The following is a 19,093-nucleotide window of genomic DNA, read 5'->3' as shown; positions in this document are numbered from 1 at the left end:
CTGCGTTCTCGATAGCACGCAGATGTGTCCCGCGACTGTCTGGACATTCTCTTTCTGCCGGATGGTGAGCGGCTACAGTTGCCCAATACAAGCGACGGCGATTATGACCTGACGTAAAATGACCTTTATGCTTCTAAGCATTTCGCTGTGACGTGGTCAGCCCATCGATCCATGACGGCGCGGCGCTGTTCAAGCAGGTCTGACCGATTGTAGGAGCGTTCCGTCTTGCTGCCGATCTTGTGCGCCAGCGCCGTCTCTGCGAGGTGCCAAGGTTCTTGCGTTTCTTCGGCCCAAGTGCGGAAACTGGACCGAAAGCCATGCGGGCGGGCCTCGTATCCTTCTCGCGCCAGATAGTGGGCCATGGCCGCGTCGCTGATGGGCTTGCCTTTATAGGCGCAGAACAGGAACCCCTCCCGCGCGAGGGGCCGCGCCAATTCAACAACCCGCATCGCTTCGTCAGACAGAGGCACGCGAAACTGGGTGCTGTTCTTCATGTTCGCCGCCGGGATGGTCCACACGTCGCCATCGAATTGATCGACATGCGCAAAACGCACCGGGGCCGAACGGGTCGCGGTTAGGATCAATAAACGCAGCGCCAGTTCAGTTGGGGTGTCGCCCAAGGTCGCGTACAGCGCAGGCACTTCGGCCCACGGCATCGACGGGATGTTCTGCACAACGTGGCGCTGATTGCCCAGCCGCGCCCGCACACGCGGAACTATGCGCACGTCAATCTCAGGCAGTTCTGTTTCAGCATAGCGCAGCACTTTGCCCAGCCGATCCAAGGCCTTCGCGCTGGCAGATGTCTTGGTGCGCCATATAGGGTCAAATGCCGCGTGTATGTCCTCAAAGGTCAGTTCACGAACGTCACGCCGCCCCAATGCGGGCAGCACATGGACCTTCACAGGCGACAGCCAGCGGCCAGCGCGCCCGCTGTCTTTCAGATCGTGGCGGTTCGCCTTGAGCCAACGACCAACCCAAGCGCGCATCGTGTGGGATCGCGCGCCCGACAGCTTGCCCGGTCCTGCATCACGACGCTTGCGGGCCTCTTCCAGACTAACGGCGGGATATACCCCCAGCGATTTCTCACGGCGACGACCGTCAGCATCGGTGAAACGCAACGACCAAGATTTGCTCTTTCCACGTACGAAAAAATACAGACCCTCGCCGTCTCCGTGCTTGCCATCACCTAACTTTTCGACCATTGTTTTGCTTAACTTGTGCTTCATTTGTCTACCAATATGTCTACCACTTAGTTGTTGCGCTGTGTTACATTCTGGTACATGAAAAGCTACTAGAATGATATAAACAAGGCGAATTGTGTCACGGTGATACGGTGCGTTACACCTCATAGGTGCTTCTCGACCGCACCAATCCTTGCAGGGGAAGCCGGATTTTATGAAGAAACCCTTGCAAGACCTGTCTGCACTCGAAATCGGTTTATACGTGCTTTTGGCCGGCGTTCTGGCTGCCGGGGTCGCGATCGCGGCCTATGATCCTGTGATGTATGTAAACTGGTATGTTCCCGAAGACGGCGTGATCGAATATGCAACGGCAGGGTTCCTGCTGGCCGTGGCGGGTATCAGCCTGTGGCGTTTGCTGGTGTGTCGGGGCGCAAAGACCGGCTGGTTCAGCGCGATGATGGTCTTTACCACCGTTCTGTTCATCTTTGGTGCGGGCGAAGAAGTGTCCTGGGGACAGCGCATCTTTGGCTTTGACTCAAACGCGTTTTTCCAGGAAAACAACGATCAGGCCGAAACAAATCTGCACAATCTGATGGTGGGCGAGGCGAAAATCAACAAGATCATATTCGGCCAGTTGCTGACGCTGTTTCTGGTGCTGTTTTTTCTGATCGGGCCGTTTTTCTATGCACGTTCCGAACGGCTGCGCGTTCTGGTGGACTGGTTCTATATTCCTGTCCCTGCATGGCATCATTCACTGGGCTTTGTTCTGGCGCTGATCGCAACCGTTCTGATCGCGGACGGAAAGCGCGCGGAGTTAAGCGAATTTGCCCTGTCGATCCTGTTGTTTCTGATTGTTCTGCGACCGCGCAATGCGGCCCTTTTTGCCCGCGCATGACGGGCAGGCTGGCGCTATTTGTTTTGTGTTGCGCCCTTGCGGGGCTGGGGCTGGTCTTGCGCCCGGCGCTTGAATGGCGCTTTGCGCTGCCTGATGTCACGCCTGATCCGCGCCCGCCCGCCTTTGAAATAGTTTTTGACTACACTTCACCCGTCGGTACCGCACACGCACCGGCGATAGACGTGACAGAAGACGGGTTTGATCTGATCTGGTTTGACGGATTGCGCGAATCTTCGAACGACACGCAGATTTTCCGCACGCGTCTGCGCGAAACAGCAGCCGGATGGCAGGCTGACACGCCGGCACCGGTGTTCAGCCGCCAATCGCTTACCTCGGTGATGATGCCGCCGCAAACGGTACTGACGCTGGGCAACAGCGTCGAGTTTCATGCCAGACCGGGCGATTTTCTGGCGACAATCGTGTCTGTGGGCGGCTGGGCCATGTCATCGGTCGCCGCGGTGGACATGGAAAACGGTGTGCCTGTTTCCACGCGCAAGCTGAACCTGTCGCCACTTCTGAACCGGTCCTATCTGGTCAAGTCGCCCATGGTGGAGTTCGCCGATGGTATCGACGGGTTGCCGGTTTATTTCGAATTGGGCAATGCCTATGGCGCGCTGGCGCGTGTAACCGCGTCGGGACGGGTGCGCGGCAAAAGCCGGATGGCCGGCGGTGTTGCCAGCATCCAGCCCATGATCGTATCGCAAGATGCCAAAAACGCCGTGGCCTTGCTGCGCAATTTCGATCGCGACAGCGACAGGTTGCTGGCCGCGTGGACAAGCGACGGCGGCCAAAGCTGGAGCAGGCCCGCGCCTTTGGCACTGCCCAATCCCAACTCTCCGGTGGCGGCGCTGGGCCTGCCTGACGGGCGTATCCTGATGGCCTTTAACGATCACGCGCAGCTGACGGATACGATGCGTCTGGCGCTGTCAGCGGATGGCGGGCGGACATGGACGAAAGGCAAAACACTGGAACAGGGGGCAGGGGCGGTACGCTACCCGATGATGCGCTACCTGCCGGACGGGCGAATTGTCCTGACCTATTCGGTGGATGGCAAGACCGGCATACGTGCGCATGTCTTCACCCAAAGCTGGGCCGTGGCGCAATGACGGCGGTCTATGAACTTTGCGCGGCGGCGGTGGTATTCGGCTGGTGCATCAGCCGCATTCTGGGGTTGGTGGTGTCGCCTGCGCGGGCGACCGCCTTGGGCTACGGGCTGTCTGCGGTTATTGTTCTGCTCAGCTATTCCAGCTTTCTGACGGGTATGTTTACCGCACTTCTGGCCCCTTACGGTGTTTTATTGCCGGCCCTGGCTCTGCAGAATTCGGCGCACGGTCTGGGGTTTCAAACGAAACCTTACAGCATCGCGGAAATGCTGGCGGCCTTTGGTCTTTACCTGTTTTTCCTGATGGCCTCGGCGGGCGTATTCGAATGGGATCCCTACAGGTACGGATACGGCGGACAGGGCGCGGCGATTGTGGCGGTGCTGCTGTCGGGCTGTGCGCTGTGGCGCGGCCATATCGTGTTGCTGGGCGTGGTCATAGTGGCGCAGGCGCTGTGGTTGCTGGATATCGCAAGTTCCAACCTGTTCGATCACCTGAGCCATGTCTTGCTGGTGTTCATACTGCCGATCACAATCCTAAGACGCGCCACCCAAAAGCCCCAGCCAGACCCAGACAGTGAAAATCGACGCGCCGGTTGAAATCAGAACCGACGAGGCAGCAACGCGCTTGGCGCGGCCGTACATATTGGCGAAGATATAGGCATTAAAGCCCGGTGCCATGGCCGCTGTCACAACACCCGATCGAAACGCGTCAGCAGGAAGCGACAGGGCGGTGCCAAACCCCCAGACCAGCGTGGGATGCAGCAGCAACGCGAAAACGCACACCATCGCAATTGTTTTCAGATCGCCTTCGGGCTTGTACTGAACCAGAACACCCCCCAGCGCAAACAGGGCCGCAGGCAGGGCCGCGCGGATCATCAGATCCATGCCATCGGTCAGGGGCACCGGCAGGGTAAAGCCCGAAAGGTTCACCACAAATCCAAGGGCAATTCCCGCGATCAGCGCATTGCGGAACATGGCCTTCAACGTGGCGCGCGCCATGGTCCAGCCGCTTTGCCCGCGGTTGCGGGTGATTTCCATGACGGTGATGCCCAGCCCGTAGCAAAACGGTGAATGCAGCGCGACGATGGCGTAATTGCCCTGCAATGCGCCAGCCCCATAGGCGCGTTCCATGATGGGCAGGCCCAACAGCACGGAATTGGAAAACAGACAACAGAACCCGATCACGATGCAGTCTTCCCACGGTCGGGCGAACAGCAACCGCGCACCCGCTATACCGGCAGCAAAACAGATGGCCGCGCCGGCATAGAAACTGATCAACAGACGCGGATCGAAAGACGCGCCCAGATCAAGCGTGGAAATGGCACGGAACAGCAAAAGCGGGATGGCGAAATTCTGGCTGAACCGCATTAGCCCGTTGACGTTTTCAAAGCTGAAAAAACCGGTGCGCGTGGCACCGTAGCCGGCGCCGATTACCAGAAAAACCGGCAGGATGACTTGGATCAGAGCATTCATGTCGGATAATCCGCTTCCGTCAGGTGCGGGGGGCGCGGTGTGCGTGCCATATCAATCGGCAAATGTCAGGGTCATGCCGTCATAGGCGGGGATGATGTGATCGGGGGTTTCGGCCGCAACCGTGTCATAGTCCAGATCGTTGTGCATATTGGTCAGGACCGCCCGTTTGGGGGCAACGCGCCTGATCCACTCCAGCGTTCTGTCCAGATGGGCGTGGGTCGGATGCGGCGCGCGGCGCAGGGCATCGACGATCCAGCACTCCAGATTTTCCAGAACCGGCCAGGATTCCTCGTGGATTTCGGCGGCATCCGGCAGATAGGCCACATCGCCCATGCGAAACCCCAGTGAATCGATCGCCCCGTGATTGACGGTGAACGGCGTAAAGGTCAGCGCGCCGCCCGCGCCCGTTACGGTCACATCGCCATCGATGGTGTTCATGTTCAGGATCGGCGGATAGGACGACCCTTTGGGCTGCACGAACGCATAGCTGAACCGGTCATAAAGTGCCTCTTGGGTCGGGCCATCGGCCCAGACGTTCAGGCGTTCGCGCATGTTGAACACGATCATGCGCAGATCATCTATGCCATGCACGTGATCGGCATGATTGTGGGTGTAAAGCACCCCGTCAAGCTGCCCCACATCCGCAGCTAGTAATTGGGCCCGCAAATCGGGCGAGGTGTCGATCAGAACGCGCGTTGTGCCGCTTGGCGTGATCCGCTCTACCAGCAGCGAACAGCGTTGTCTGCGGTTCTTGGGGTTGGTGGGATCGCAATCCCCCCAATGCCCGCCCAACCGTGGTACTCCGCCCGATGATCCGCATCCCAATATGGTCAGTTTCATCTCGGCCATCAGGCATCCGCCTTGTATCGGGCCGCTTTGGAGAACAGGCGGTCGAAATTGCGTTCGGTCTGTGCGGCGAATTCGGCGTAGTCCATTCCGAACACCGCAGCGCCCGCGCGCGCGGTGTGGGCAACATAGGCGGGTTCGTTGCGTTTGCCGCGATGGGGCGGCGGGGCAAGATAGGGCGCGTCGGTTTCCACCAGAATGCGGTCGACCGGGGCGGCGGCAAAGATCGCGCGCAGATCATGGCTTTTGGGAAAGGCGGCAATGCCCGACATCGACAGATAGAACCCCAGATCAAGCGCCGCGCGGGCCAGTTCCGCGCCCGATGAAAAACAGTGCATCACACAGGAAAAGGCACCGTTGCGGTATTCTTCGGTCAGGATGCGCGCCATATCATCATCTGCATCGCGTGCATGAATGATCAGCGGCAGGCCGGTGTCGCGCGCGGCCGCGATGTGAATGCGCAGCGAGGCGCGCTGAACGTCCGCACTGTCGGCCGTATAGTGGTAATCCAGCCCGGTTTCCCCGATGCCGACAAATTTCGGATGTGCCGACAGCGCGATCAATTCGTCTGCCGTTGCCAGCGGTTCTTGTGCGGCACTCATCGGGTGGGTGCCCGCGGCGTAAAACACCGGATCATGCGCTTCTGCGATGGCGCGCACACCGGGTTCCTGGCGCAATCGTGTGCAGATCGTCACCATACGCATAACGCCCGCGTCCAGCGCGTTCTGAATAAATGCGCCGCGATCTGCGTCAAAATCGGGAAAATCAAGGTGGCAGTGGCTGTCGGTAATCGACGGTGGTTGTGTCATCTTACCCCTGTGCGGGGACTAACCCGCGGCAATGTGCTGGATTTTGAAAAACGTATCTAGGACCAGCGCGGCGGGGTCAAGGTTAACCGCCCGCCCATGTTGCAGACGTGCGCCGATTTCCTGCGCGGCGCTGGCCCATGCGCGTCCCTTTTGCGCCGAGGGGGCCAGCCGCGACAGGATCGCGGCTTCGTTTGCAATCGCCTCGGGCGGCGGGTGGCCGGTGACGCCTGTGCGGGCCAATCGTGCCAGTGCCAGATCAAGCAGGGTGATCAGCAGGTCAAGCTTGTCATCCGCCCCGCGCGTGGCCGCAGCTTCGGCCAGTTTCAGGGCGCGGGGGCGATCCAGACGGGGCAGGGTATCCAGCAGGGCCATCAGTTCCGTATAAATCTGGACACCACCCAGATTAAGCAGGCGGATCGCCTCGCCAACAGAGCCACCGGACAGTTGGGCCAGCGCCTGTGGCGATGCATTCGCATCCGCACCGGCCTGCGCCAGTGCCACGGCCATGTCGGGTGCGCTGAGCGGGCCAAGCCGCACTTCGCGACAGCGCGAGCGGATCGTGGGCAACAGCCGCGTTGGCTGATGGCTGACCAGCAGTAATGTCGTGCGCGCGGGCGGTTCTTCCAGCAGTTTCAGCAATGCGTTGGCGGCGCTTGTGTTCAATTCATCTGCCGCATCCACAATCACAACGCGGCGGCCGCCATCGGTTGCGGACATCGAAAAAAACGATTTCAGGCGGCGTACTTCGTCCACGGTGATCTGCTGGCGCAGTTTTTTGGACTTTTCATCATAGGGACGGCGCAGCACTAACAGGCCCGGTTCGGATCCCGCAGCCATGCGCCGGGCCACCGGATGATCCGGGTCAATGCGCAATGATGTCGGCGCGGGCGGCGCGCCGAACATGTCATCCGCATCCGTCAGAGGGGTGGCCAGCAAGAACCGCGCCATCGCCCATGCCAGCGTCGCCTTGCCCACCCCGCGCGGACCGGTCAGAAGCCAGCCATGATGCAGCCTGTCGCTGCCAAAGGCAGTCAGAAATTCCGATTGCGCGCTGTCCTGACCAACCAGTTGCACGGTATCGCGCGGATGCGGCGCGCCATCGACGCGATCAGGTTCAGGATAGACATCATCCGTCATGCAAAGACGGTTTCTGTTGCGCGGGCGACCGCATCGGCCACGACATCAATGTCATGCGCGCCGTCAATCACGCGGAACCGTTGCGGAAATTCCTGTGCAAGTGCCAGAAAACCGGCGCGCATCCGGTCCTGCAAATCCTGCCCGAACTCCTCAAACCGTTCTTCTGCTGTTTCACGCGCAAGCGCACGGCCCAGTCCGGTGGCCGGATCCATGTCGATCAGCAATGTCAGGTCGGGCTCAACCCCGATCATCAGATCGTGCAGCGTGTCGACAATCGCGCGCAAATCGCCGCGAGACAGGCCCTGATACATGCGGGTGCTATCGGCGAAACGGTCACAGATCACCGTTGTTCCGGCCTTCAGCGCGGGCAGGATCGTGCGTTCCAGATGGTCGCGCCGCGCGGCGGTGAACAACAGAATTTCCGTTTCGGCCGACCACCTGTCGGGATCGCCCTGCAACACCAGTGCGCGAATTTCCTCGGCCCCGGGCGACCCGCCTGGTTCGCGGGTCAGGATCACATCGTGGCCGTCGGCGCGCAAGCGATCTGCCAAAAGGCGCGCTTGCGTGGATTTACCGGACCCGTCGATGCCTTCGAATGAAATAAACCGGCCTTTGGCGCTCACATTGCACCCTCGGGGCTTTCGATGATGCGGCCCAGCAAAATCTGGCCCGCCGTGCTGACCCGCGACAGAAACCCACCGTGAGGCACGGCCGTTTCGGCCACCAGCGGCACCCGTGTATCCGGCAGCCCCTCGCGCGCGATCACCAGTTCGGCAATCGGCTGGCCCTGCTGGATCGGGGCGGTGATCGGGCCGGTATAGACCACTTCACCAGATACTTCTTTACCGGTCAGAATGGGCATCAGCACCGATACATCCTCGGCCGCCACCAACCCAACATTTGGTTGTGCGCCCATCCAGACATCGGCCACCGCAAAACGCGTTCCTGCCGGTGCCAGCGTGCGTTCGGCAAACTGGCGGAATGACCAGTTTACGATCGCTTCGGATTCCTGTGCGCGCAGGGCAACCGACTCCAGCCCCGACAGAACAAAGATCACCCGCCGGTCACCTTGCACCGCCGATCCGACCAAACCGTACCCGGCTTCCTGGGTATGGCCTGTTTTAAGGCCGTCGGCGCCGATATTGAGGTTCAGCAACGGATTGCGGTTGCGTGAATTGCCCGGCGCACGCCCGTCAAACGCAAATTCGGTTTCCGCGAACAGCGGATAGAATTCCGGAAAATCGACGATCAGGCGGTCGGCTAGCAAGGCCAGATCGCGCACCGACATCAGATGCCCGACCTGCGGCCATCCGTTCGAGTTGGTGAAGGTCGAACTGGTCATACCCAGTTTTTGCGCACGCTGCGTCATCAGACGGGCAAATCCGGCTTCGGTGCCATCGGGGCTGATCGCTTCTGCAATCACCACGCAGGCATCATTGCCCGACAGCACCACGATGCCGCGCAAAAGATCCTCGACAGACACACGATCCGTCGTGTCCAGAAACATGGTTGATCCGCCATAGCTCATCGCGTGCTGCGACACGGGCAGTTTCTCGTCCAGCGTCAACCGCCCCTCGCGCAACGCCTCGAACGCCATGTAAAGCGTCATCAGTTTGGACATCGACGCCGGCGGCAACGGAATATCCGCGTTTTTGCTGAGCAGAACCGTATTGGTTTTCTGGTCAATCACAAACGCAGCACTCGCCCGCGTTTCAAAGGCCTGCGCGCCAGTGGCGCTGACACTCAGGAACAGTGCGGCAAGGATCGCGCCGGTTTTGATCCAGCGGCTAGTTCGTAACAGCGTAAGCATCGGAAAATCCTTCAGCTTTGATCTTTTTCAGCAGTTCGTTCAATTCACCCTTGGTCGAGGCCGGCCCCACCAGAACCCGCCAGAACGGTTTTCCGTTGGTTGACTGTTCCTTGACGGTCGGCACCATGCCTGCGCTGCGCATTTGGGTTGCGGTCCGGTCGGCATTCGCTTCGACGCTGAAAATACCGATCTGGATGAACGGTTTGGCCAGCGACGACTTGACCGGCGCTGGCGTCGGGGCAGGGGCTGTTGCCGCTGCGGGTGCGGCCGCTGCGGTTTCCACAGCCGCAGGATCAGACGCTTCTATGGCGGCGGCAGCCGCCGAGATCGGATCAAGTGATGTTTCCGAAATTGCGTCAGGCGCGTCAACTGTGGCCGTTTCATCGACGGCAACGGCGGGTTCTTCCGGCACGGTTTCACGGCGCAATGCCGTGACATTCAATTCAGACGGCGCGCCGGCCAGCATCCCAAGGGCCGCTGCCGCATCCGACGAGATTTGCAGCCGTGGCCCGGGAATATCGCGTTCCCGCCGGAACAGCGCCCCGACGACGAATTTGTCATTCGCCGAGTTGCGGATGATCACCCGTTCGGGATCAACCACATCAGGGTGCGCCACCCAGACCCCGCCCAGCGACGGTCGCCCGTCCCAAAGCCCGGCTTCGGTCACCTGAAACACATCGGGCGCTTCGACATCGCGTTCGGTGCCTGTGCCGCTCGCCTCGGTTGCGCTGGTGCTGCTGTTGTTTTCGGGGCTCAGCGCCCCCATCGAAAACTGACCGTTTTCGTCACATCCCGCCACGATCAAAACCAGCACACCAATAAATGCCGCCTGACTGGTCCGTTGGAGTATACCACTGCCCATTTCCACGCCCTTTGCCTGTTTTCGCGGGTCGCCAAGCCTTGACGTACCGCGATCTGCCGGTTGTCCGGTCCTGATAGAGCAGGCTTTTTCAGCCTGTTTGCGCCGACTCTAGCGCGCTCGCGGTCGCAAGAAAAGCCATCTGCGCCCATGTCGGCAAAAAAGCCCCGTCTTTTGCGGAAATTTTTATGGTTTCAGAATCAAACCCGCCCCGTTACGAGGGCATGTCAGGAGGGCTGGCAGAGTGGTCGAATGCACCGGTCTTGAAAACCGGCGTGCGTGAGAGCGTACCGTGGGTTCGAATCCCACGCCCTCCGCCACTGGTACAATGTAAATTATTGTAATGTATGGATTTTGTGACACGCGTCACAATTCAATCCCCCAACATATCCCCCACGTGGCTTTGGAATTAGTAGGAATTTGACGGAATACTGATCTTCGCTCAATCGTGTTGTGGATTGGTTTCTTCGGAATTGAATGGCTGCTTACCACAAAAGCGGACGCTGACGGAAAATCAGTCTACTTCCGCTTTGCGGACGAAGCCGACATTGGCGATTTAGTTTTGATGCTAAACCACAAGAAGCCAGTACGTGGTGTCTGACCTGAAGAAAATAGCCAAAGAATACGCGCTGCGGGTCATTTAGCATCATACAATTTTTGCGCCTGCCCATTATTGACCAGTGATTTTGAGAATTCTGTGGTTAAACTAGGTATATGTTTTGATACACAAGACACTGACCGGGAGTATCACATGAAAAACAGTAGCTTTTTCGCTGGCGCAGTTGCCAGCTTCGTATTTGCGTTCGCGCCCCACGCTAGCATGGCGCAAGACGATGAGGCGCCGCGTCAGGTTCTGTTCACAAATGTGAACATCTTTGACGGGGTCAGCGAGACACTGATCGAGAACGGGTCCGTTCTGGTCGAGGGCAACCTGATCAAGACCGTTTCAGCAGACGCCATTGAAGCGCCAGACGCGTTTACTGTCGATGGCGAGGGCCGCACACTGATGCCCGGCCTGATCGACATGCACTCTCACCTGTGTTTCCGGAACGGGATGCTCGAGTTTCGTGACAACTATGATCAGATGGCGGCCGGGGCTTACACCGCGATTGCCATGCAGGATTATCTAGATCAGGGCTTCACCACCGCGCGGGATGCTGGCTGCAACATCCTTGGTGTGGCCAAGGCGGTGAACAATGGTATCATTCCCGGGCCGCGCATTTTTCCATCAGGCGGGTTCCTGAGCCAGACTGGCGGCCACGCTGACACCGGCAGTTTTAATGATGTGCCCGGGGACCTGGACGATCTGGAAGCGCATATGGTTGGGTTCATTGCCGACGGGGTGCCCGAGGTCACCAAAGCGGCGCGCCACAACCTGCGTGCCGGGGCTACACAGATCAAGGTCATGGCGGGCGGCGGAGTTGCAAGCGAATTTGATCCACTGCACATGACACAATATTCTCTGGAAGAGATGAAAGCGATCGTCGGAGTAGCTGAAGACTACGGTACTTATGTGCATGTACATGGTTATCATGACCGCTCGGTGAACCGGGCCATTGACGCCGGTGCGCGCGTCATCGAACACAACTTCCTTGTGTCTGAAGAGACTGTTATCCGGATGAAAGAAGAAGGCGTTGCTCTCTCGGTTCAGGCAGTCATGTCCTTGGAGGCCTTTGGAGACCCTGAGAGTATCACGTTCTTCAGCGCGGATCAAAAAGCCAAGGCGGCACAGGTGAACAGTGGTGCCCAGCAAATGATGGAATGGGCGGTGAAGCACGACTTGCTGATGGTCACCGGCGGCGACATGTTCGGACCGGATCTAGTTCGTCAGGCGGACAACATCATCTGGTTCAACGACAAAATCGCCAAGAACCCCCATCTGTCCTTGAAGACTGCGACTAGCAATGCGGCTGAGGTACTGACCTGGTCCGGGGGTATGAACCCCTACAAGGACGGCACCTTGGGCACAATCGCCGAAGGCGGCTATGCCGACATCATCCTGATCGACGGTAACCCACTTGAGGATATCCACGACCTGAAGAGAGACAACGTCGATTTTGTGATGAAAGACGGGCTGGTGTACAAGAACTGGTTGCCGGACGACAATGCGCCAGCTTTCCAACCAGCAGGCCCGGAGCGCGACGCATACTTCGGACTTAACTGAACCAATAGGGGCGGGGCAGACGACGCCTCGCCCAATCCTCCGGGCGAACGAACAGAATTTTATCAAAGACAATTAGCGGCCAAATAGTCCGGCCGCGTCGGCCCGTGTTGTTTGGATACTGAGTGCTTCCGCTTTAGGCTCGACTCGGTCATCCGACTGTTTTTCTCAGATGACAGCTAAGCGCCCCTGAGCAGTCGTACGGTCACGCAAAACCGAACTTTCTGCTTCCAATGACAGCTTTGGGCGATAGCAGACGCTAGTCAAAAATCCGCCTATGACTGCAACGCGGACTTTCCCGACCTTCACTCAGATCAACCCAATTGGCGCATTCGGCCCTTAGAGGACCTTTGATCATCTTCCAGCGAAAGGCCGCTCTGAGTGAGAGGCGACGAAATCGGTGATCGGTGAGTGATACAGATGGTGAAATGCGGTCTGACGGGCCCTAACTTTGGATCAGCTTTTTTAAGTTCCCCACATCGTTTCTATAAATTGAACCTGAGACGCAGACCAAACACCAACGGGTCTTCATCATTGAAACCAGGGTTCTTGAGGTACTGGACATCGGCCGTCAGGGCGAGATTGTCCGATAGGTCCGCACGGTAGAACGCCTCTATGGTCGTTTGTGTTTCCAGTTTGCTATCGGAGGGATCGGCAACGGTTACTCCAAGTCCAAGCAAGTCATCATAGTAGCCCGGCCGCCACATCAAACCCGCATTAACTGCGCGGCGCGCGATGGGCGCTGCCCCGTCGGACCAACCAAGTCGGCCAAAGATCATGAGGTCATTGTCAAATGTATGATTGCCCGCCAGCATGGCACCCCAACTCTTCGGGACACCCGCATCTGTTCTTTCATCCACATGAAACATCCCAAGATGGAAATTGGTCAGAAAGCGTTTGGAGGGTTCGGGTGTCCAGCCGATCTCGCCATATTTGTATAACTCTGATCCACCGGGAAACCACTCAACGTCTGTCAAAGAGCCATTGGCGTCACTGACAACACCCAGCGCGTAGACTTGATCTGTCAGAAATCCGCCGCCGCCCAAGCCAAACCCCGGATCGGGGATCGGCAGAACCGGGCTAAACATAATGGAATAATTCTGAAACGTAGTACGTGGATTAACATAGCCAAGGATATCGCTGTAATCCCCAGGATCAATTCGACCTGCCACAAATCCAGCGCGACCATCGGCCAATGTTTGAGACCAGTAGGCGACCGAGAGCGTTGTGCCCGTGTCACTAAAGGTCACCGCAGTTGCTCCTGCATATCCAATCTCGCCTGCGAGACCTGATGGTGAGATATCCTGACCTAACAGGTGTCGGTCCTCGAGAACAAATACCAGACTTCCGGGATTTTCAGTATTTCGATTCAACAGGCTCCAGTTGCCTATCATCCGAAACTGGCCAGATGCGGATTGGTCAACATCGGTCAGACTATTAGAGGCTTGTTGATAGAGAGCTTGATAATCGAAAGACAGCGACAAACCCGTATTCTCTCGCAAATTGGCAAAACTTTTCTCTGCTGGATCAAGTGCTCGATCCAAGGAAGGCCAGCGAGAGTCTTCCAATCTGCGCAACCGGTCTTGTTCTTGTTGCGCTTGCGCTGAGGCCGGGCCCCCGATGGATGCGCCCGCTGCGGCTTCAAGTGCAAGTACTCCAGACTCTTGTTGAGCTTGCGTGGAAGTGGCCGTCATCAAGAGAACGGCCGCTAGCGCCACACACCATTCAAACTTGTTTTTTGAGATACGGGTCATTTAAGGTCATCTGCGGACTTCACCTCTTCTACACGCTCAAGCGCTAAAGCCATGTCTGAACTGCTCATCATCTCTATCATCTGGTAATCGTTCAGTAATCCGTCACCCATCCGACTGAGATAAAACGCCTGAATGAACGTGGGGTCGTCAGGTAGAGAAACGGTAATGTAATTCTTACCGTCGCCGAGCCCCCAATGATAACTCAGAAGCTCGCCGCCCAGTTTTTCAATCCCACCCCGCACGGATGCTTCACGATCCGCCGGTGAAGCGATCAGCATCTCCCAAGCGGCTCCATTTGGTGTTCCGACAAATAAAAACGTGCGGGCAGCCGAGTTGTCTTGTGCCGATGCAATCGACGCCGCGGCCGCAAGAACTGCGGGCAATAGAAATGTTCTCATGATCGTCTTCCTTTGAAAATGGTGCGCGAAATGCCGAGGTTGAAACATCCCGCGCGACGCTCAGTTGAGCGTATTCTTGTAGACCACGCCGTCTTTCATGATCACGCGCATGGTATCAATGCCTTCGCCGCGCGGTGCCGCTTCGATCCACTTTTCGTTCCCACCTATCACGGTGATATCCTCAAGCGGATTACCATCCACGATTAAGATGTCAGCATATGCTCCCACTTCAATCACGCCCAACTTACCCGGATAGGGATTACGTTTCCCGGTCAGTTGCATGAGCTCGCCTGCGGTCGATGTGGCAGAGGTCAACATCATATGATTGCCAAAGAGTTCGGCGAAATAGTACTTCTCGAAATCTCGGTGTGACCGCGCCGCAGATTTGCTAAGCAGGACAGAGTCAACGTTGTGAACGATCTTGGGCTTGTACTTTTTCACGTACGTTGCAAGGTTTTTGGACTCTTCCAGAAAGTACTCTAGCTTGTCGCGAACTGGACCGGACGAATAGTTCGGCACCTTAAACAGGTCCGGAGACAAACCAGCCGTATTGAGCGCCCAAAAGGTGCCGGTGTCTGCCATCCGTTTGACAGTTTCTTCTGTCGCCATCTGACCGTGTTCGATACTCTTGATTCCAGCATCAATGGCAGCGTTGATCGAGCGATCCGTGTAGGCGTGCGCCAGAATATAAGTGTCAAAGAATTCAGCCGCTTCAACGGCAGCTTCCATTTCTTCCTGCGTGTAGGCGTGTGACCACAGTGGATCGAGCGTAGAGGATACGCCACCGCCCGCGAAAAGTTTCACTTGTGTTGCCCCATTGGAAAAGTTTAGCCGTGTCGCCTCGCGGATATCTTCCGCTCTGTCTGCAACCGTGACAATACCCAGCTCTTCGACATTCGAACGACCGCCATCAGGCACACGTTGCCGCGCTGAACGCCAGTCACCATGTCCCGAGGTCGGTGAGATGCACGCGCCAGACGCATAGAAGCGCGGGCCGATGATGTCGCCCCGATCAATGGCGGCGCGAACCGCATCCGAACTGCCGCATGCATCGCGTACTGTCGTATAGCCATCCATCAAAAAATCACGCGCGTTTGCGGTGATCATCAAGCCGATCTCATCCCAACGTGCCATCTCGCCATCACCAAGCGTGACCATCGTGTTTACAAGGTTAAAGTGAACATGAGTCTCAATCATCCCCGGCATCAGCGTTCGACCACCGCCATCGATAATAACCGCATTTGCGGCCGCCAAAGGTTCGTCGGAAACGGCAGCAATAAGATTGCCTTCGACCAGAACATTGGCGTTCTCCATGAGCGTTTCGCTCAGGCCGTCAAAAACATTTACATTGGTGAACAATGTCTGAGCAGGTTGATCGTCCTGCGCTGAAACAGACGCGGCGGAAAACATGAAGAACGCGGTTATCGTCGTTATTTTCGTGAGTAGCATCAGCTGCACCTTTCAATTGGTAGGTTGTGGGGCGAGGACGTGACCTCGCCCGTTGGTTTCTTAGTCCAGCGTGTTCTTGTAGATCACGCCGTCTTTCATGATCAGATTGATGGTCTCGATGCCACGCATGCGGCGTTCTGCGTCAAACCATTTTGAATTTCCGCCAATAACGGCGATGTCCTCCAGCGGATTGCCGTCAACCAACAGGATGTCGGCGTATGCGCCTTCTTCGATCACGCCCAGCTTGCTTGGATATGGGTTGAGATCACCGGTAAGCATTGCCAGTTCACCACCCATTGACGTCAACGCCTTCAAGGCTTCGAAATTTCCGAAGCTGTCCGCAAAAATCCACTTCTCATGGTCGCGTTGATGCCTTGCAGCCATCCCATTGGCGCTGGGGATGTCGCTTGCGAAGACCAGGTTGGGTTTCACCCTTCTGATCACATCGACGAACCCGGCTGAGCCTTCCTTCATCATGATCGTGCGAGCAGCCTCGAATGTGCCGGGTTTGCCGTAAACCGGATGGGTGAGGATCGCATCGCTCTGCACAGACGCAAGAAAGGAGGCGATGAACGCGCCTTTTTCCTTCATAAGCATGGCTGTTTCTTCTGACAGGAACTGACCGTGCTCAATGCTCATGACGCCTAAATCCAGCGCGCGCTTGATGTGTTCGTCAAGATAGAGATGTGCCGCAACATAGGTTCCGCGGCTCGCGGCCTCATCCACTGCAGCAAGAATTTCCTCATCGGTGAACTGACCTGACGCAAACGGGCTTGCTTTGCTGGCAATGCCACCCGCCATCATGATCTTCATCTGGGTTGCGCCCATACCGAAATTCTTGCGCACGGCTTTACGCACTTCCTGCGGTCCATCTGCGATATGGGTCATACCGTTGCGCACAAGGCTGCTGTATTCCGGTTCGCTTTGACTCTCCAGACGCATGTCGCCATGCCCTGCCGTCTGGGAAATCGTGCCCCCAGAAAGATAGATGCGGGGACCTTCAATCAGGCCTTTGTCGATGACTTGCTGTAGCCCGTTCGCCATGCCGCCCATGTCACGCACAGTGGTAAAGCCATCGTGAAACCATTCGAGTGCGGATGCCGCACCGTAAGAGGTCATCGTGTCCCAACGGGAACTTTCCATGCCAACGCGACCCTGATCCATGGTGAGATAAAGGTGCACGTGGCTGTCGATCAGCCCCGGCATCAGAGTACGTCCGCCGCCGTCGATGACCTTGGGCGACAGTTCGACCGTTGTTTGGCCCCGTTCGCCGTCGACGATAAAGGTATAGCCCGAACCGCCACCATTGGCCGACGAATACACCGACGAATACAATGGTCCGGTCGGGCCAGCCTCGACTTCCCAGGTGCCCGCTTCGGGAATGTCTTCTGCAACGGCGTGGATCTTGTTGCCAACGACAAGAACGTCGCGGTCCAAAAGACCGTCAGTGGTTCCGTCGAATACCATGACATTTTTGAACAGGGTGACGGACGGCGGCTCTTGCTGCGCAAAAACAGCTGTTGCAGAGAGCAACATCGCCATCGTTGCCGTGGTTATGGTATTGTGAAACATCATATTATCGAACCTTTCTTGGAGTTGAGATTTGGATGCGCGGGGCGACCGAGGGAAACCGCCCCGCGCGACAATCAGTTGAGTGTGTTCTTGAAGATCACGCCGTCTTTCATGATGAGATGCATTGCCGGGATGTCTCCGGGTTTACGGTCTGGTGCGTCGAACAATTCTTTGCTGCCACCTATCAGTGTGATGTCTTCCAGCGGGTTGCCATCGATCAATAAGATGTCAGCATATGCGCCTTCCGCGATCACACCCAGGGAACCGTCAGGATATGGGTTCTGGCCGCCCGTGAGAGCGGCGAGATCGCCGCCGATGGAGGTCATAGATTTCAGCGTCTGCAAAGTGCCAAACTTGTCCGCCCAGAACCATATCTCGTGATCACGGTTGCGGATCGCGTTCGCTGGCGTAACCGTGACGGTATCCACGCCAAAGGTGGTCTTTTCCAAAAGCTTCGGAAACTTTAAGAGAATATCTGGGATACGTGCCATACCCTCGGCAACCCGCAATGACTTGGATTTGTTCACTGATGGCTCTGGTCCAAACGTGCGCTCGATTGCTTCGAGAGAAGAAACCGAGAGCTGCGGATTGTAGAAAACGTCTGCCTCGACCATCATTGCGGCTGTCTCCTCATCTAGAAACTGCCCATGCATGATCTCTCCCAGGCCGAGGCGCAAACCGCGTTGAATATCGGGTGGGTTGTTCACATGCGCCGTCGCGTAGGTGCCCCAGTCATTCGAAGCACGGACGACGGCTGTCACTTCCTCGTCAGTGCCCTGTATCGTATGCAAGCCGTCCTTTGAGGAGAAAACGCCACCGCTCATCATCATCTTGTTCAACACTGCCCCGTTCGCGAGGTTCTGTCGGGCGGCACTCAGCGACGCATCGTACCCATCAACGACATACGCCAGACCAAGTTGCGCGACTTTGCCAGTGTTTCGGCTTTCGAGAGTGTTTTGACCTTTCAGTCTCCAATCACCATGCCCGGAAGTCTGGCTGATCACGGCGCCAGCGTGGTAAATCCGGGGCCCAATTGCAAAACCGTTGTCAATTGCGCGGCGGATCCCAGTCTGCAAGGCACCGACGTCCCGTACGGTCGTGAAGCCATCCATCAGGATGCTTTGCGCCGTGAATGCCGCCATTGCCCCGATTTCCTGCCAGTCGCGGTCCTCAAATGTATCGTAGCCACCTACCATATGTTGCATATTCAGATGCACGTGACTTTCTATAAGCCCCGGCATCAATGTGCGGCCGCCACCGTCGATGACCTTGGCATCCGGTGCATCAATGGCATCCGTTGACACGGCCTTGATCAAGTTGCCTTCGACCAGAACGTTGGCGTTCTCCATTAGAGATTCGTTCACCCCATCAAAGACATTCACATTCGTGAACAACGTCTGCGCCGGCGTGTCCTGAGCGAACGCGAAGCTGGCAGAAAGGGTTATTGCCGCAGCTAGCGCCGCAACCCCAGTCGTATATTTTGACAGAAATTTCATTGGATTCCCCTAAGATGACCGAGAACAAAACTTGGATCTTTTCTCCAGACACAGTGCCCGATACTTAAACGAATTACCTGACAGTTCGTGGCGGTACATTACGATTGTAGTCGCAAAATGTCATGTTTTAGCGGGCAAGCCCTCCAAGTTT

General features: G+C 57.2%; 17 protein-coding genes and 1 tRNA gene. 5 read left to right on the top strand and 13 right to left on the bottom strand.

The window, feature by feature from the left end; all coding sequences use genetic code 11:
• Positions 1 to 125: 125 nt before the first annotated feature.
• Positions 126 to 1,202 (bottom strand): tyrosine-type recombinase/integrase, encoded by a 1,077-nt coding sequence (locus tag C1J05_RS12105; RefSeq protein ID WP_162798055.1) that lies wholly within the window; start codon positions 1,200 to 1,202, stop codon positions 126 to 128.
• 193 nt (positions 1,203 to 1,395) lie between these two features.
• Here C1J05_RS12105 and C1J05_RS21485 point away from each other — a divergent pair, with 193 nt between their 5' ends.
• The 3 genes from C1J05_RS21485 to C1J05_RS12095 are packed head-to-tail and all read left to right on the top strand — an operon-like array spanning position 1,396 to position 3,775.
• A complete protein-coding gene (locus C1J05_RS21485) occupies positions 1,396 to 2,076 on the top strand; it encodes a hypothetical protein (protein ID WP_162798054.1) in 681 nt (226 codons plus the stop codon).
• Positions 2,073 to 3,182, top strand: coding sequence for an exo-alpha-sialidase (locus C1J05_RS12100; RefSeq protein WP_162798053.1), 1,110 nt, complete (start codon positions 2,073 to 2,075; stop codon positions 3,180 to 3,182). Before C1J05_RS21485 ends, C1J05_RS12100 begins: the two co-directional genes overlap by 4 nt.
• Positions 3,179 to 3,775: a hypothetical protein gene (locus C1J05_RS12095; RefSeq protein WP_114870465.1), complete on the top strand. Its 597-nt coding sequence runs from the start codon at positions 3,179 to 3,181 to the stop codon at positions 3,773 to 3,775. The genes C1J05_RS12100 and C1J05_RS12095 overlap by 4 nt, the downstream gene beginning before the upstream one ends.
• Here C1J05_RS12095 and C1J05_RS12090 read toward each other — a convergent pair.
• From C1J05_RS12090 to C1J05_RS12060, 7 genes are read right to left on the bottom strand one after another with little or no spacing between them, the layout of a single operon-like run.
• A complete protein-coding gene (locus tag C1J05_RS12090) occupies positions 3,713 to 4,651 on the bottom strand; it encodes an AEC family transporter (protein WP_114870464.1) in 939 nt (312 codons plus the stop codon). The genes C1J05_RS12095 and C1J05_RS12090 overlap by 63 nt on opposite strands.
• A 51-nt stretch (positions 4,652 to 4,702) precedes the next feature.
• A complete protein-coding gene (locus tag C1J05_RS12085) occupies positions 4,703 to 5,500 on the bottom strand; it encodes an MBL fold metallo-hydrolase (RefSeq protein WP_114870463.1) in 798 nt (265 codons plus the stop codon).
• A complete protein-coding gene (locus C1J05_RS12080) occupies positions 5,500 to 6,306 on the bottom strand; it encodes a TatD family hydrolase (RefSeq protein ID WP_114870462.1) in 807 nt (268 codons plus the stop codon). Before C1J05_RS12080 ends, C1J05_RS12085 begins: the two co-directional genes overlap by 1 nt.
• An 18-nt stretch (positions 6,307 to 6,324) precedes the next feature.
• Positions 6,325 to 7,443: a DNA polymerase III subunit delta' gene (locus C1J05_RS12075; protein WP_114870461.1), complete on the bottom strand. Its 1,119-nt coding sequence runs from the start codon at positions 7,441 to 7,443 to the stop codon at positions 6,325 to 6,327.
• The gene (gene tmk / locus C1J05_RS12070) at positions 7,440 to 8,066 is read right to left on the bottom strand and encodes a dTMP kinase (protein ID WP_114870460.1); all 627 of its coding nucleotides are present in this window, start codon (positions 8,064 to 8,066) and stop codon (positions 7,440 to 7,442) included. The genes C1J05_RS12075 and tmk overlap by 4 nt, the downstream gene beginning before the upstream one ends.
• Positions 8,063 to 9,253: a D-alanyl-D-alanine carboxypeptidase family protein gene (locus tag C1J05_RS12065; protein WP_114870459.1), complete on the bottom strand. Its 1,191-nt coding sequence runs from the start codon at positions 9,251 to 9,253 to the stop codon at positions 8,063 to 8,065. The genes tmk and C1J05_RS12065 overlap by 4 nt, the downstream gene beginning before the upstream one ends.
• The gene (locus C1J05_RS12060) at positions 9,231 to 10,115 is read right to left on the bottom strand and encodes an SPOR domain-containing protein (protein WP_114870458.1); all 885 of its coding nucleotides are present in this window, start codon (positions 10,113 to 10,115) and stop codon (positions 9,231 to 9,233) included. Before C1J05_RS12060 ends, C1J05_RS12065 begins: the two co-directional genes overlap by 23 nt.
• A 227-nt stretch (positions 10,116 to 10,342) precedes the next feature.
• Here C1J05_RS12060 and C1J05_RS12055 point away from each other — a divergent pair.
• Positions 10,343 to 10,432, top strand: a tRNA-Ser gene (locus C1J05_RS12055).
• A 431-nt stretch (positions 10,433 to 10,863) separates the two neighbouring features.
• Positions 10,864 to 12,276 (top strand): metal-dependent hydrolase family protein, encoded by a 1,413-nt coding sequence (locus C1J05_RS12050; protein WP_205388941.1) that lies wholly within the window; start codon positions 10,864 to 10,866, stop codon positions 12,274 to 12,276.
• A gap of 482 nt (positions 12,277 to 12,758) precedes the next feature.
• On the opposite strand, the gene C1J05_RS12045 is transcribed toward C1J05_RS12050, so the two are convergent.
• From C1J05_RS12045 to C1J05_RS12025, 5 genes are all read right to left on the bottom strand, one after another.
• The gene (locus C1J05_RS12045) at positions 12,759 to 14,027 is read right to left on the bottom strand and encodes a carbohydrate porin (protein WP_114870456.1); all 1,269 of its coding nucleotides are present in this window, start codon (positions 14,025 to 14,027) and stop codon (positions 12,759 to 12,761) included.
• Positions 14,024 to 14,425, bottom strand: a complete 402-nt coding sequence (locus C1J05_RS12040; RefSeq protein WP_114870455.1) for a hypothetical protein — start codon at positions 14,423 to 14,425, stop codon at positions 14,024 to 14,026. The genes C1J05_RS12045 and C1J05_RS12040 overlap by 4 nt, the downstream gene beginning before the upstream one ends.
• 60 nt (positions 14,426 to 14,485) lie before the next feature.
• Complete coding sequence (locus C1J05_RS12035) at positions 14,486 to 15,874, bottom strand: amidohydrolase family protein (RefSeq protein WP_114870454.1); 1,389 nt, start codon at positions 15,872 to 15,874, stop codon at positions 14,486 to 14,488.
• A gap of 60 nt (positions 15,875 to 15,934) precedes the next feature.
• Entirely contained in the window at positions 15,935 to 17,449 is a 1,515-nt protein-coding gene (locus tag C1J05_RS12030; RefSeq protein WP_114870453.1) for a metal-dependent hydrolase family protein, read from the bottom strand.
• A 71-nt stretch (positions 17,450 to 17,520) separates the two neighbouring features.
• A complete protein-coding gene (locus tag C1J05_RS12025) occupies positions 17,521 to 18,942 on the bottom strand; it encodes an amidohydrolase family protein (protein ID WP_114870452.1) in 1,422 nt (473 codons plus the stop codon).
• Between the last annotated feature and the right edge of the window lie 151 nt (positions 18,943 to 19,093).

This window comes from Sulfitobacter sp. JL08 (assembly GCF_003352045.1).
Lineage (GTDB): Bacteria > Pseudomonadota > Alphaproteobacteria > Rhodobacterales > Rhodobacteraceae > JL08.
The sequence above is the reverse complement of the archived record's forward strand: the minus strand, read 5'-3'. Positions and strand labels throughout refer to the sequence as shown.

Bases quoted from the DNA above. Each gene is read 5' to 3' on its own strand.
- C1J05_RS12045 (WP_114870456.1), bottom strand. From the start codon at position 14,027: ATGACCCGTATCTCAAAAAACAAGTTTGAATGGTGTGTGGCGCTAGCG.
- C1J05_RS12065 (WP_114870459.1), bottom strand. From the start codon at position 9,253: ATGCTTACGCTGTTACGAACTAGCCGCTGGATCAAAACCGGCGCGATC.
- C1J05_RS12100 (WP_162798053.1), top strand. From the start codon at position 2,073: ATGACGGGCAGGCTGGCGCTATTTGTTTTGTGTTGCGCCCTTGCGGGG.
- C1J05_RS12040 (WP_114870455.1), bottom strand. From the start codon at position 14,425: ATGAGAACATTTCTATTGCCCGCAGTTCTTGCGGCCGCGGCGTCGATT.
- C1J05_RS12060 (WP_114870458.1), bottom strand. From the start codon at position 10,115: ATGGGCAGTGGTATACTCCAACGGACCAGTCAGGCGGCATTTATTGGT.
- C1J05_RS12025 (WP_114870452.1), bottom strand. From the start codon at position 18,942: ATGAAATTTCTGTCAAAATATACGACTGGGGTTGCGGCGCTAGCTGCG.
- C1J05_RS12095 (WP_114870465.1), top strand. From the start codon at position 3,179: ATGACGGCGGTCTATGAACTTTGCGCGGCGGCGGTGGTATTCGGCTGG.
- C1J05_RS12075 (WP_114870461.1), bottom strand. From the start codon at position 7,443: ATGACGGATGATGTCTATCCTGAACCTGATCGCGTCGATGGCGCGCCG.
- C1J05_RS12035 (WP_114870454.1), bottom strand. From the start codon at position 15,874: ATGCTACTCACGAAAATAACGACGATAACCGCGTTCTTCATGTTTTCC.
- C1J05_RS12105 (WP_162798055.1), bottom strand. From the start codon at position 1,202: ATGGTCGAAAAGTTAGGTGATGGCAAGCACGGAGACGGCGAGGGTCTG.
- C1J05_RS12030 (WP_114870453.1), bottom strand. From the start codon at position 17,449: ATGATGTTTCACAATACCATAACCACGGCAACGATGGCGATGTTGCTC.
- C1J05_RS12050 (WP_205388941.1), top strand. From the start codon at position 10,864: ATGAAAAACAGTAGCTTTTTCGCTGGCGCAGTTGCCAGCTTCGTATTT.
- C1J05_RS12090 (WP_114870464.1), bottom strand. From the start codon at position 4,651: ATGAATGCTCTGATCCAAGTCATCCTGCCGGTTTTTCTGGTAATCGGC.
- C1J05_RS12085 (WP_114870463.1), bottom strand. From the start codon at position 5,500: ATGGCCGAGATGAAACTGACCATATTGGGATGCGGATCATCGGGCGGA.
- C1J05_RS21485 (WP_162798054.1), top strand. From the start codon at position 1,396: ATGAAGAAACCCTTGCAAGACCTGTCTGCACTCGAAATCGGTTTATAC.
- C1J05_RS12080 (WP_114870462.1), bottom strand. From the start codon at position 6,306: ATGACACAACCACCGTCGATTACCGACAGCCACTGCCACCTTGATTTT.